Source organism: Accumulibacter sp., assembly GCF_031732815.1.
Taxonomy (GTDB): domain Bacteria; phylum Pseudomonadota; class Gammaproteobacteria; order Burkholderiales; family Rhodocyclaceae; genus Accumulibacter.
The window spans coordinates 1-13,840 of record NZ_JAVMKF010000300.1 but is presented as its reverse complement, the minus strand read 5'-3'; the positions used below and the strand labels follow the sequence as shown (position 1 = coordinate 13,840).

At 65.1% G+C, this 13,840-nt stretch carries 11 protein-coding genes; 2 read left to right on the top strand and 9 right to left on the bottom strand.

Annotation, left to right across the window (positions count from 1 at the left end; all coding sequences use genetic code 11):
- Nucleotides 1–218 precede the first annotated feature (218 nt).
- The 9 genes from RKP46_RS17485 to hfq all read right to left on the bottom strand — a co-directional run bounded on the left by RKP46_RS17485 (nt 219) and on the right by hfq (nt 8,216).
- Nucleotides 219–707, bottom strand: coding sequence for a hypothetical protein (locus tag RKP46_RS17485; RefSeq protein ID WP_311107808.1), 489 nt, complete (start codon nt 705–707; stop codon nt 219–221).
- 95 nt (nt 708–802) lie between these two features.
- Nucleotides 803–1,831, bottom strand: a complete 1,029-nt coding sequence (locus RKP46_RS17480) for a hypothetical protein (protein ID WP_311107807.1) — start codon at nt 1,829–1,831, stop codon at nt 803–805.
- Between the two features lie 10 nt (nt 1,832–1,841).
- Complete coding sequence (locus RKP46_RS17475; RefSeq protein WP_311107806.1) at nt 1,842–3,149, bottom strand: adenylosuccinate synthase; 1,308 nt, start codon at nt 3,147–3,149, stop codon at nt 1,842–1,844.
- A gap of 5 nt (nt 3,150–3,154) precedes the next feature.
- Entirely contained in the window at nt 3,155–4,312 is a 1,158-nt protein-coding gene (locus RKP46_RS17470; protein ID WP_311107805.1) for an ATP phosphoribosyltransferase regulatory subunit, read from the bottom strand.
- Nucleotides 4,309–4,494 (bottom strand): DUF2065 domain-containing protein, encoded by a 186-nt coding sequence (locus RKP46_RS17465; protein ID WP_311107804.1) that lies wholly within the window; start codon nt 4,492–4,494, stop codon nt 4,309–4,311. Before RKP46_RS17465 ends, RKP46_RS17470 begins: the two co-directional genes overlap by 4 nt.
- The gene (gene hflC / locus RKP46_RS17460; RefSeq protein WP_311107803.1) at nt 4,491–5,381 is read right to left on the bottom strand and encodes a protease modulator HflC; all 891 of its coding nucleotides are present in this window, start codon (nt 5,379–5,381) and stop codon (nt 4,491–4,493) included. The genes RKP46_RS17465 and hflC overlap by 4 nt, the downstream gene beginning before the upstream one ends.
- Nucleotides 5,381–6,661 carry an FtsH protease activity modulator HflK gene (gene hflK, locus RKP46_RS17455; protein ID WP_311107802.1) on the bottom strand — a complete coding sequence of 427 codons (1,281 nt, stop codon included), beginning with the start codon at nt 6,659–6,661 and terminating at the stop codon, nt 5,381–5,383. The genes hflC and hflK overlap by 1 nt, the downstream gene beginning before the upstream one ends.
- Nucleotides 6,662–6,681: 20 nt before the next feature.
- Entirely contained in the window at nt 6,682–7,857 is a 1,176-nt protein-coding gene (hflX, locus tag RKP46_RS17450) for a GTPase HflX (RefSeq protein WP_311107801.1), read from the bottom strand.
- Between the two features lie 140 nt (nt 7,858–7,997).
- The gene (gene hfq / locus RKP46_RS17445; protein WP_311107800.1) at nt 7,998–8,216 is read right to left on the bottom strand and encodes an RNA chaperone Hfq; all 219 of its coding nucleotides are present in this window, start codon (nt 8,214–8,216) and stop codon (nt 7,998–8,000) included.
- A 247-nt stretch (nt 8,217–8,463) separates the two neighbouring features.
- On the opposite strand from hfq, the gene recC reads away from it, so the two are divergent.
- Together recC and RKP46_RS17435 are read left to right on the top strand one after the other, a co-directional pair.
- The gene (gene recC / locus RKP46_RS17440) at nt 8,464–11,781 is read left to right on the top strand and encodes an exodeoxyribonuclease V subunit gamma (protein WP_311107799.1); all 3,318 of its coding nucleotides are present in this window, start codon (nt 8,464–8,466) and stop codon (nt 11,779–11,781) included.
- On the top strand, nt 11,778–13,840 hold a 2,063-nt coding region (locus RKP46_RS17435; protein ID WP_311107798.1), incomplete at its 3' end, for a UvrD-helicase domain-containing protein. The genes recC and RKP46_RS17435, both read left to right, overlap by 4 nt.

The following is a 13,840-nucleotide window of genomic DNA, read 5'->3' as shown; positions in this document are numbered from 1 at the left end:
CGGGTTATGAGCCCGACGAGCTGCCAGACTGCTCCACCCCGCGTTATTGATGAGCACCTGGTATGGCGCCTGCATCAGCTTCGCTTGGACCAGCGGCCTGAAGCGCTTGGCAGCGCTGGTGCAGCGAAGGAGGAGGATCTTAGCAAGCCTGAAGGTTCGGGTCAACAGGTTCGCCAAGTTCTGAATCTCGGCCGTTCGCGACGCCCGCCTCTTTCCCCCTAACGTTTGTTCAGACGTTCCACGTTTGCAGTCACCTGACGAAGCAAGGGCGCGACGCCGGCGCTGGCAATTTCGGCTGGAAACCCACTGATCTGCCAAAAGCTGGCGATCAGATCGCTCAGTGCCTGAGCGCAGCCTTTCGTCTGTTCCGCCATTTCCTCCGCGCTCCGACTTGCGGCAAGCGCCGATGCGGCGCGCATGCACGCCAGCAGTGCTCCACCGGTCTGCGCCGCGAACCTGGCCGTCTGAACGGGTAGCGCGCTGGCCATCGCGGCGGCACACTCGATCGGTACAGAGACCTTTTCGATGTTCATCTGAGCCACCTCGGCCCAGTAGGTCTCAGTCTGTGGGTTGCTCCGCAGCACTCGCCGATAGCGCATGCCGACGACCTCGCTCGCTGCCACCATCAGTTTGCTGCTCTGCCGACCAAGGCGTGTCCACTGGTACACCGGTGTCAGTAGCCGGTCACGCAACGCTTCTCGATTCACTCTGATCTCTCCGTAGGAAATGGGCTGCGACACGCCGCCCGGATCGGCAGCCAAGGCTCACCTGGCGGCGCCGGACTCGCCCCGCCGCCAGGTGATCACAAACAGCGCGCTACACGATCGAAGTCGATGCCCTGTAGCGCGGGCAGTTCTGAGCGTGCGACACTAACCAGGACAAACGCCCGCTTCCGCGGACGCGAGCCCGCCAGTTCGGCAAGCGAAAACCTGACATCCGCCGCCGGACTCCCGTCGTCGGCACCGACGACGACGTTCATCGTGTTCAGTCGAAGCTCCCGCTGCTCGATGTGCAGGTAGCGCTGCGGATTGTCCAGCACCTCGATCAGGCAATCCAGTTCTGCTTCCAGGGCAGACTCGCCACCGCCGATGGCGGCCAGCAGCCTCTCATTCTCGACCAGTTCCGCCTCGAGGGTGGCCTGCTCGCTCTTGCCTGGCAGGGCTGCGTCAAACATCGACCCGAGGCCCGGTCCCTGCTGCCGCAGCAAGCGTAGGCGGGCGCCGATCAATGCCCGATTGGCCTCGAGTCCCTGCCGCTCGACGCGGTCCTCGCCGATCTCCGACAGGGCTTCGGCGAGGAGAAATTCATAAGCTTGTGCACCGACCAGGCGGTGCAATCGAGACTCGTCACGACTGCACAGATGCGCCCGGTGGTCGGAGAAGCTGACGCTGGTCTGCACGACATCGCGCTGGACAATCGCGCCTTGCAGTGCAATCCCCAGGCTGCGCTGCTCGCTGATGGCCATCCCCAGAACCAGGCACGCCTCATCGAGATCTGGAAACTTGGCGAAGACGGTACGCAGATTTTCCGAGCGGCCCAGCATTGCCGGAATATCGGACGGGGCGACGAAGAACGCGCGCAAGGCTGCGTCACTCGACCACGCAGCGGCGGAAATCGGGCGCGCCGGCGGAAGTTCGCGCAAGACATCGGTCAAGAAGATCACCGTCCGACGTACCGCCGGCATCAACCGACTGTGGCAGTCCGGCAGCACCTGCAAACGGGGATTGGTCAGGGCAATCGCTTTATCGGTCGCCCGCTGCACGGTGCCCTCCGAGACACCGTCCGGGTCGAACTGGGCCGGCCGGTTCTTGAACCAATCCAGGATCCCCATGGCGGACGCCCTATTCGAGTGGATGGCGGCGAACGATGGTCTCGCGCCTCTCTGGTCCGGTCGACACGACGTCAACCGGCACCTCGCACAGTTCCTCGACGCGCGCGAGGTAAGCTCTGGCGGCTGCCGGCAGTGTGTCCAGGGTGCTCACCCCGGCCGTGGACACCGACCACCCGGGCATGCTTTCAACAATCGGTTCACACCCGGCGACCTCATCTGCCCCCATCGGCAAGAGATCAATCTCCTTCCCGTCAAGGCGATAGCCGGTGCAGATGCGAATTTCGGACAGGCCATCGAGCACGTCGAGCTTGGTGATACACAGCCCGGTGACACCGTTGATCTGGATCGATCGCTTCAAGGCCGCCGTGTCCAACCAGCCGCAGCGGCGCTTGCGTCCGGTGACCGTACCAAACTCGCGTCCGCGCTGCGACATCTGATGGCCGGGCGTACCTTCCCTTTCGATATCCAGCTCGCTCGGGAAGGGTCCGCCGCCGACCCGCGTCGAGTACGCCTTGGTGATTCCCAGCACGTAGTGCAGCATCCCCGGACCGACTCCCGACCCGGCGGCAGCCTGTCCGGCGACGCAATTGGACGAGGTGACGAACGGATAGGTGCCGTGATCGATGTCGAGCAGCGCCCCCTGGGCGCCTTCGAAAAGCAGATTGTGGCCGGCCTTGTTGAGCGCGTGCAGAGCCGCCGAAACGTCGCCGACGAGCGGTTTGATCTGCTCGGCATCGGCCATCGCCTGTGCGAGAACGGCCTCGTAGTCCACCGCTTGCGCGTTCAGGTAGCGAGTCAGGACGAAGTTGTGATAGGCGAGGTTCTCCTTCAGTTTCTCGGCAAAACGCCCGGGATAGAACAGGTCATAAACCCGCAGCGCGCGCCGCGCCACCTTGTCTTCGTAGGCGGGGCCAATTCCCTTGCCGGTCGTGCCAATTCGCAGGTCGGCGCACTTGGCCGCTTCGCGTGCATGGTCCACGGCGGAGTGGAAACCGAGAATGATCGGGCACCCCGGACTGATCTTCAGGCGCCCACGCACGTCTATGCCCCCCGCTTCGAGCGCCTGGATCTCACCGATCAAATGGTGAACGTCGAGAACGACGCCGTTTCCGATGAAACAGTCGACGCCTGCGCGAACGATTCCCGAGGGAACCAGGTTGAGCTTGTAGGTCGTCGCACCGACGACCAGCGTGTGGCCGGCGTTATGTCCGCCCTGAAAGCGGACTACGCCTTTCGCGTGATCGGTCAGCCAATCAACGATCTTTCCTTTGCCTTCATCGCCCCACTGCGTGCCGACAACCACCACGTTCTTAGCCATGCGCCTCATCCGTTCCTGTTGACATGCTCGACCCGCCACTGCCCGTCGTACTCTACCAGACAGCGGGCACCGGGCATTGCTTCGCTGATCGTCTCGCCGGGGAGCAGTTCGACGACCGTCTCGCCCTGCCTGCGCAGGGCCTCAATCGTTTCCGCCAGCCCCTGGTCAAAGACGGCGCACGGCGCCCAAATGGCGGACACCGTTGGGTGGCGTTCGACCAACCTGGCCATTTCGCGCAGATCGAGGGAAAAACCGGTGGCCGGTCGTTCGCGACCAAAAATCTTGCCCACGCCATCATAGCGACCACCCAGCGCCAGCGCACTCGAGATTCCGGCGTGGTAAGCCGCGAAAACAACGCCATTGTGATAACGATAACCGCGCAGGTCGGCCAGGTCGAACGACAACGGCACCTCGGGTAGCGATTCCTCGAGCGCTCGCAGGTCGTGCAGAGCTGCGGCAACCGCCGGCAAGTCGGGCAACGAGTGCGCTGCTGCGTCCAGGGTCGCCGTTCCTCCGTAGAGATCCGGCAGTGCAATGAGCGCCGACCGATAGGGCTCGCCAATCTCGCGGCAACACTCGCGCAAGCCCGCGGCGTCTTTCCCCTGCAACAACTGCAGCAGGCTCGTCTCCATCTCGCTATCCAGGCCAGCCGCACAGACCAGCGAGCGAAAGACACCGACGTGCCCAAGGTCGATGCGCGCCGCGGCGATTCCTGCACCGCCGAGAGCATCGGCCATCAGGCGGATGACTTCGCGGTCGGCAGCCAGACCGGCATGACCATAGAGCTCAGCACCGATCTGGATCGGCTCGCGGCTGGCGGTGAGCGACGCCGGTAGCGTATGCAGCACACTGCCGCAGTAGCACAGACGGGTGACACCCGGGCGATTGAGCAGATGCGCATCGATCCGCGCGACCTGTGGCGTGATGTCGGCGCGCACGCCGAGCGTCCGCCCGGAAAGCTGATCGACGAGCTTGAAGGTGCGCAGCTTCAAATCCTGCCCGGAACCGGTCAACAACGAGTCGAGGTGTTCGAGCAAGGGCGGCATGACCAGCTCGTAACCATGCGCCTGGAACAGATCAAGCAGCATGCGCCGCAAACGCTCGATCTGCGCCGCTTCTGCCGGCAGGACATCGGCGATGTGCTCGGGCAACAGCCAGTTCATTTCAGGACGACCAGCAGGACGAGTCCAATCAACATCGAAGTCAGACCAAAAAACCGAATCTGCCCGTCCGAAAAGCGGATCAGGCGGCGGAACGTCTCGCGCCAGGTACCCGGTGCGACGAACGGCACGACACCTTCGAGCACCAGCATCAGGGCAAAGGCAAGAAGCAGGGTTTCAGTCATTTGGCGGCTTTATCGCCACCCCGACCGATACTCTTCATGTACTTGAAGAACTCCGAGTTGGGTTCGACAACGATCACATCGCTCTTGCCCTTGAAGCTACCGCGATACGCCTCCAGACTACGATAGAAGGCATAGAACTCCGGACTGCTCTGAAAAGCACCGGCGTAGATCGCCGCCGCCTTGGCGTCACCATCGCCCTTCGTCTTCTGGGCTTCGCGATAAGCCTCGGCGACGATCACCTCGCGCTGCTTGTCGGCGTCGGCCCGGATCTTCTCCGCCTCGGCCGAACCCTGCGAGCGCAACTCGTTGGCCACCCGCTTGCGCTCGGCATCCATCCGGCGATAAACGGATTCGCTGACATCGACCGGAAGTTCAACCCGCTTGACGCGCACATCGACGATCTGCACGCCGATCTTGCGCGCGTCGAGGTCAGCCTTCTCGCGCATCTGCTCCATGATCTTGTCGCGCTCGCCCGAAACGACGTCATGCACCGTCCGCTTGCCGAATTCCTCGCGCAAGCCGGCGTTGACCGTCTGCGAAAGGCGTGTCTTGGCACGCGATTCGTCGCCCGCGACCGAGATGTAGTAGAGCTTCGGGTCCACGATCCGCCACTTGGTAAAGGAATCGACCAGAACGTTCTTCTTCTCGGAAGTGATGAAACGCTCCGGCTCGGCGCTGTCCAGCGTCAGGATGCGCTTGTCGAAATAGCGCACGTTCTGAATCAACGGCCACTTGAAGTACAGACCAGGCTCGTCGATGACGTTGCGCACCTCGCCGAGTTGAAAGACGATGGCATACTGACGCTGATCGACGGTGAAGATCGTCGCGCCGAGAACGACGACGGCGGCAACCAGAACACCTGCCAGCAGATTGATCCCCGATCTCATCAACGCGCCTCCCGATCACGCTGCCTGAGGTTTTCCCGCGAGCGCGCCTCGGATTTCTCGGCGACCTGCGGCGGAACCTCATTGGACACCGTCGGCGTTGGCCGCGGTGGTGCCGGCGCCTCGCTGACGCTGGCCGCCGGCGCTGCGGCAGTTCCTGCACCGGCTGCTTGCAGCAACTTGTCGAGCGGCAGGTAAAGCAGATTGCCCTGCCCCTTGCTATCGACCATCACCTTCGTCGTGTTCGAATAAACCTGTTGCATGGTTTCAAGATACATGCGGCTGCGCGTCACCTCGGGCGCCTTGACGTACTCGCTGTTGACCTGACGGAAGCGGCTGGCATCGCCCTCAGCGGTGGCAATCACCCGTTGCCGATAGCCTTCTGCTTCCTCCATCAGCCGGGCAGCGGTTCCGCGCGCTTTCGGGATCACATCATTGGCGTAGGCCTGACCTTCGTTCTTCTGCCTTTCGCGGTCCTGCGACGCCTTCACCGCATCATCGAAGGCGGCCTGCACTTGCTCCGGCGGCTGCGCGTTCTGCATCGTGACCTTGGAGATCAGGATGCCGGTCTTGTAGCGGTCGAGCACGTCCTGCATCAGCTTCGCCGCGCTGACGGCAATCTGCTCGCGGCCCTCGTAAAGAACGAAGTCCATCCGATTCTTGCCAACGATCTCGCGAATCGCGGTTTCCGCGACCTGCATCACCGCTTCATCCGGATTGCGATTGTTGAAGATGTAATCGACCGGGTCCTTCAGGATGTACTGCACGGCAAACTGGATGTTGATGATGTTTTCGTCATCGGTCAGCATCAGCGCCTCTTTCAGGATCTTGTTCTTTTCGCTGCCGCGATAGCCAATCTCGATCGTCCGCACGCCGGAGACATTCACCAACTCGTGCGACTGTATCGGGTACGGCAGACGCCAGCGCAGGCCCGACTCGACGCTCGCCTTGTAGCGACCGAACTGGAGCACCAGACCACGCTGCGACTCGTCGACGATGTAGAACCCGCTGGCCAGCCAGACAACCAGCACGAGCGCCAGCAACAGACCGATTCCCCCGCCCAGAAACCTGAAATTGAAAGGTGCCGACGGTCGCCCGCCGCCACCGTCGCCCGAATCGTCGCCGCGTGGACCGCCGGGCTGCTTGCGCTCGAAGATGCCCGACAGACGGCGATTGAGATCCCGCCAAAGCTGCTCCAGGTCGGGTGGCCCCTGGTTCGGCCGCCTGCCCCCGCCGCCGCCATCGCCACCCCGATTGCCCCACTGTGGATCGTTAAGCGACATGAGTACTCCAAGGCTTGAAATCATGCGGACCAATCCTGATCGGAAAGCCTATCGATATCCGGCGACGCCGGGCTGCCGGGCAGCACTTCGCCGGAACTACATCCTTTCTTCGCCAACGCCATTTCGGCCAAAGCCGCGCGCAGCAAAGGCAAACCGTCGCCGCAACGTGCGCTGACGCGAATCCGGCGGATTTTACCATACTCGTCGCGCTCGACCGCCGGCGGTAGCCCGGTCAGATCGAGCTTGTTGAAGACGATCAGTTGAGGAACCTGCTCAGCCCCGATCTCGGCCAGGACCTGGTTGACGTCGGCCATCTGCTCATCGCGCGCCGAACTCGCGGAATCGACGACATGCAGCAGCAGATCTGCCTCCGCCGTCGCTTCCAGCGTGGCGTGAAACGCCGCGACGAGCGAGTGCGGCAGGTCGCGAATGAAGCCGACCGTATCCGACAGCACAATGTGCCCGGCCTCCTGCAGCCAGAGCTTGCGCGTCGTCGTGTCGAGCGTGGCGAACAGCTGATCGGCGGCAAACACCCGGGCGTGCGTCAAGGCGTTGAACAGGGTCGACTTTCCGGCATTGGTATAGCCCACCAGCGAGACGTTGAGCAGCTTTCCCCGAGCACGCGCCTTGCGCTGCACGCCGCGCTGCCGCTCGAGCCGGGCCAGGCGCTCCTTCAGAACGCCGACGCGAATGCCGAGCAGACGGCGATCCGTTTCGAGCTGCGTTTCACCCGGACCACGCAAACCAATCCCGCCCTTCTGCCGCTCCAGGTGTGTCCACCCGCGCACCAGTCGGGTTGCCAGATGTTCAAGCTGCGCCAGCTCGACTTGCAGCTTGCCCTCCGAGCTCTGCGCACGCTGGGCGAAGATGTCAAGGATGAGGCTGGTCCGGTCGACCACGCGGCATCCCAGAGCACGTTCCAGATTGCGCTCCTGGCCAGCGCTCAGCTCATGGTTGAAGATGACCAGATCGGCCTCGTGCGCGGCGATCTCGGCGGCGATTTCCTGCACCTTGCCCTTGCCGGCGAACGTTGCCGCATCCGGACTGTCGCGCCGCCCGGCGACGACGGCGCACACCGAAGCGCCAGCCGAACGGGCGAGCAAGCGCACCTCCGCAAGTTGCTCGGTCTGCTCCTCGCCGGTGAAATCGAGTTGAACGATGAGCGCCCGCTCCCTGCCGGGTATGCGTTCAGACATCCTGCTGCGCACCGGTGGGCCGCGCCGTAGCGCAGCAGGATGAGCGATTCCGACGGCAAGCGACCTTCACACAAGCAAGCGGCATGCTCGCAAGGCAAGGCAGGAACCGCCTGAACCCCTCACGCCTCGTTGTCGGAATCCTACGCAATCGTGATCGGGCGCGCCGGTACGACGGTCGATATTGCGTGCTTGTACACCATCTGGGTGACAGTATTCTTGAGCAGGACCACATACTGATCGAAGGATTCGACCTGGCCCTGGAGCTTGATCCCATTCACCAGGTAGATCGACACCGGAACGCGCTCCCGCCGCAGTGTGTTGAGAAACGGGTCTTGTAAGAGTTGCCCTTTGTTGGTCATCCGTCAAACTCCATCCACGGTTATGTTATAGGTTGTTGGTTGCAGATTTCAGATTATAGTTTTTCCTGGGATCCAGGCCAGCCAGCATAATTGATTTCGCCCCCTTTGACCACAGCCAAACGTAGCATGCTACACCCTGCCCCGTGTCCACAGGTGGCTTTTCGTCAATTGCCGTCGCGCGCGCGGCAACCGAACGGCGACTGCGCCCGAATGCGATAATTCTGGCCGACCACGCGAACCCGCCCCGATGCTGCGCCTGACGCTTTCCAACCGCTTCGAGATCCTCCTCGCCAGCCTGCTCGACCGCCTGGCGGGCGAACGCTGCCCGCCACTCACGGCGCAGGAGGTCATCATTCCGAGCAGCGCACTGCGCCGCCGAGTCGAACTGGCTTGCGCCGACCATCTGGGAATCGGCGCCAACCTCAGGTTCTCCTATCTCGGCGAGTGGTTGTGGCAGCAGATCTCGCGCCTGATCGAAATCGATGGCGAATCACCCTTCTCGCCGACCGTGCTCGTCTGGCGAATCCACGAGGTCTTCGGCGATACGGGATTCACCGCCCGGCACGCGCGCCTGGCCGCCTACCTGCGCGATGCCGACCCGCTGATGCGCTTCGAGCTGGCCCAACGCGTGGCCCAGATGATGGAGGCCTACGTTACCTACCGCCCGGCGTGGCTGGCGGCCTGGTCGACCGGCCAGCGCGCCGGCCTGCCGACAACGGCGAACGAGTCGGCCGACGACGAAGCGTGGCAAGCGGCGCTCTGGCGTCGCCTGACCGGCGAACTGGGAACGCCACCCGAACACCCAGCCGCGATCTTCTTCCGCGAAATCGAGCGCCGGGGGCGAGACGCCCCTGCCCTCGCCGGGTTGCCGGCGAGCGCCAGCCTCTTCTGCCTGCACACGCTGCCGCCGCTTTACCTCGACATCCTGCGGCGGCTTGCGCGCTGGGTCGACCTCAAGCTTTTCGTGCTCAATCCGTGCCGCGAATACTGGTTCGAGATCGTCGACCGCAAACGCCTGGGCTACCTCGCACAGCAGGGCCGGCTGGCCTATCACGAAAGCGGCAATGCACTGCTCGCCGCCTGGGGCGGGCAGACGCAGGCGCACGTCGACCTGCTGCTCGGCGACGCCGCGGCGGTCGTCGAGGAAGACAGCGTGTTCCTGCCTGCGGCGGGCGATTCCCTGCTGGCGCAGTTGCAAAACGCCATTCTCGATCTGCGCGAGCTGGAACCCGGCAGCGTCCCCCTGGCCGCCGATGACCGCAGCCTGGAGATTCACGTCTGCCATTCGTTGACGCGCGAACTGGAAGTGCTGCACGACCAGCTGCTGGCGCTTTTCGCTGCACCCGACCCACCCAGCCTCGATCAGATCCTGGTCGCCGTCCCCGATCTGCCCACGGCTGCGCCGCTGATTCACGCCGTTTTTGGCACGGTGCCGAGCAATCGCCGAATCCCGTATGCCATTACCGGCCTGCCGGCACGGCGCGACAATCCGCTGGCGCGCGTGCTCGACCAGCTGCTCGCGCTGTGCGCCAGCCGCTTCACCGGCAGTGCGGTCTTCGCGCTCCTCCTGCAGCCCTCGGTCGCTGCGCGCTTCGCGCTGACGAGCGACGACCTCGACCTGATTCGCGACTGGATGCGCGATACCCGCATGTGCTGGGGGCTGGACGGCCGCGAGCGCAGGCAACGCCAGTTGCCGGAAAGCGACCGGCACAGCTTTGCCGACGGACTGCACCGCCTGTTTCTCGCCTATGCCCTGGGCGATCAGCCGACAGCCGGCCGCAGCATCATTGGCGGACGCATCGGCGGCGGCAACCCGGAAGGCAGCGACGCCCTGACGCTCGGCCGCTGGTGGAGTTTTCTCGACGCCCTCGCTGCACAGCGCGACGAATGGGCACGCGCCATGGATGCCGACGGTTGGCAGCAATCGCTGAGCCGTGCGCTGGCGCGTTTTACGCTGCCTGACGACGCGCAACTCGACGACTTGCGCACGGTGCAGGCAGCAATCAGCGCCTTGCACGGCAACATGTCGCGCGGCGGCGCGCGAACGCCAGTCCCGCTGGCGGTCATCCACGAGGCCCTGCGCAAGCTGCTCGATGAACACGGCCGAGGTGGCGTTCCCAGCGGTGTGCTCAGCTTCAGCTCCTTGGCCAGCCTGCGCGCGCTGCCCTACCGTGTCGTCTGCCTGCTCGGTCTGGACGACGGTGTCTTCCCGAGCAACAGCCGGCCACTTGAGTTCGACCTGATGGCCCTGCGGCCGGCGCGCGGCGACCGCCAAGCGCGCACCGACGAGCGCAATCTGTTTCTCGATCTGGTTCTCGCCGCCGGCCAGCGTCTCTATCTGAGCTACAGCGGCCGCAGCGTGCGCGACAACAGCTTGCTGCCGCCGTCCGTACTGCTCGCCGAACTGCGTGATTACGCCGCTCTCGCCTGCGCCGAGAACCCGGACGATGCGGACAGTCGGCAGGCGGCCAGACGGCGGCTGACCGTCGAGCATCCGCTGCAAGCCTTTTCACCGGCCTGCTTCCAGGTCGACGCCGACCCGCGCCGACGCAGCTTCAACGCCGATTACTGCCAAGCTATCGCGCAGGCGCGCGCACGCGTCGCCCAGAGCAGCGGCGCGCGGCCGGAGGGCAGCGCCGAAACAGCCGCCCCCCCCTTTTTCGGCCGCCCGCTCGACCCACCGACGGCGGAATGGCGTCAAGTGAGTCTCGACCAGTTGCTCCGCTTCTTCAACAATCCCTGCCGGGCACTGCTCGTGCAGCGGCTGAACATCGCGCTGGCCGCGGTTGAGGACGAACTGCCCGACGAGGAACCCTTCCTGCCCGACTACCCCGCGCGCCAGGCACTCGCTGCACGCCTACTGCCGGCGGCGCTCGCTGGCAGTCCGGCCGACGAGCTGCTGCGTCTGGCGCTGGCCGGCAACGAGTTCCCGGCCGGGCCCCTCGGCGAACGCATGCTGGCCGACGAAGTCGCCCGGCTGAGCAGCTTCGCTGAGCAACTGCGCGTGCGCCTGGGAGCGGCACCACTGCCGGTTGTGCAGACGCTTCTCGACTTCCGCATCGGCGACGAAGCCTGGCAGCTTTCGGGCGCCTTCGGCGACTTGCGGCCAGCCGGGCTGGTGCGTTATCGCTACGACGATCGTCGAGCGAGCGACTATCTCGCCGCCTGGATCAATCATCTCTTTCTCTGCGCGGCGCCGCCCGCCGGAGCCAGCGCGTGCACTGTCTGGCACGCCCGCGACGGCTCGTTTCACCTGCGCTCCTGCCTGCCCGAGCAAGCTCGCGCGCACCTGCGCGACTTGCTGGCGCTCTATCGGCGCGGACTGGTCGAACCCCTGCATTTCTTCCCGAAGAGCGCCTGGGCCTACGCCAGCGCGAAGAACGGCGAAGCAGCGGCACGCCGCCGCTGGTTCACCACCGCCGCCTCGCCCTGGGGCGAGCAGGATGATGCGGCCTACCGCCTGGCGCTCAGGGACCTGCCAGATCCGCTCGACGACGATTTCATCGAGCACGCACGCACGGTCTGCGGCGTGCTGCGCGAGCACCTCGAAGAGGAAACGCGGTGACCGCCCCCAGCCCGGACGAGACTGCACCGGCCGTCGAACTCGATCTCCTGAGCTGCCCGCTCGACGGCATCCGCCTGATCGAAGCCTCAGCCGGCACCGGCAAGACCTGGACCCTCTGTGGTCTCTACCTGCGCCTGCTGCTCGAGCGCCAGCTCCCGGTCAGCCGGATTCTCGTGGTGACTTTCACCAACGCAGCGGCCGCCGAATTGCGCGAACGCATACGCAGCCGCCTGGCGGAAATGATTCATTTGCTCCGCCCGGGTGCGACGATCACCGATCCCTTCGCCGAGCGCCTGTTCGCCGCCGCTGCGCCGACCGCCGGCGGCGATCGCGCCGGCCTGGCGCTGCGCCTGGCCAACGCGCTGCACAGCTTCGACGAAGCAGCGGTGTTCACCATTCACGGCTTCTGCCAACGCGTGCTCGCCGAAACGCCTTTTGCCGCCCGCCTGCCGTTCAGTCTCGAGTTGCTGCACGACGACCGGGCGCTGCGTCTGCAGGCAGTGCAGGATTTCTGGCGCCGCCACATCGCCGGCCGCGAGACCTCGCCCCTCCTCGCCCGCTTCCTCGGCCGCCGCAAGGATTCGCCGGAGGTCTGGGCCAGCCTGCTCGCGCGACAGACGGCCAAGCCCTGCTCGCGCGTCATCTGGCCGGCCGGAATCAGCGACGTGAAGCCGGACGATAGCGCGCTGCTGGCCGCCTTCGCGCAGGCGCGACGAAGCTGGACGAGCGACGCCGTCAGCGCCGAAGCCGCCTTGCTCGGCGGAATCGGCGCGCTCAACGCCAACTCGTACAAGGCCGAGGCGGTCAGCAGCGCGGCGTGCGCCTGGCAGGCGTGGCTGGCGAGCGGCGAAGCACTCGCTGCACCGACCGGCGACGCCGGCAACCTGTCGCTATTCGACGCCGATTTCATCGGCGCGCGCACCAGGAAGAACCAGTCGCCACCCCGGCATCCCTTTTTCGCCGCCGCACGCGAGTTGCTTGCCGCGTCCGGCGCGCTGACGCGGGCGCTCGAACTTGCCCGCCTCGGCCTGCTGCGGCGCATGTTCGACGAAGCCGGCAGCGTGCTGCGCCAGGAAAAGCTGCGCCAGCGGCTGCTCTCTTTCGACGACCTGCTGCAGCATGTCGATGACGCGCTGCGGGCGGGCGAGAACGCGTGGCTGCGCGAGTCGCTGCACACGCGCTATCCGGTTGCTCTGATCGACGAGTTCCAGGACACCGACCCGCTGCAGTACTCGATCTTCCGGAGCATTTACCGAGCTGGCGAAGCGCTGCCGACTGGCGCGCTGTTCCTTGTCGGCGATCCGAAGCAGGCGATCTACAGTTTCCGCAACGCCGACCTGCCGACTTACCTGGCAGCTCGGCGACTCGCCGGAACGCCGTTCACCCTGCGCTGCAACCAGCGCTCGACACCGGCGCTGCTCAGCGCATACAACGCCCTGTTTACCGCCAACCCGCACTGCTTCATCCTGCCCGGACTGAACTACCCGCCGGTCAGCGCGGGGGAAAAGCCGCGCCCGCTGCTGGTCGACCTGAGCGACCCGACTGCGGCACCGTTGCGCATCTGGCTGCTCGCCGACGAGAACGGTCAGCCACCGACGCGCGCCGACGCCGTCCACCTTGTCCTTGCGGCGACCGCCGACGAAGTCGCCCGGCTGCTCAACGAAGCGCGCGCCGGGCGCATCACGATCGATCAACGGCCCCTCAGCGCGAGCGACATCGCGCTCATCGTGCGCAGTCACGCGCAAGGCCGCCAGTTGCGCGAAGCCCTTCACCGCCTGGGAATCGGTAGCGTCGAATTGTCGCAGCAGAACATTTTCCACACCAACGACGCCGAAGACCTCGAGCGCATCCTGCACGCGGTCCTCGAGCCCGGCCGGCCGTCGCTGCTGATGGCGGCGCTCGCCACCCGTCTGCTCGGCCATGACGCAGCGGCGATTGCTGCGCTCGGTGCCGATCAGGCCGGCCTGCTGCAGCGCATGGTCCGCTTCGCTGACTACCGCGAGATCTGGTTGCGCCGCGGCGTCGGCGTCATGCTGCGCCGCTGGCTGGAAGACGAAGG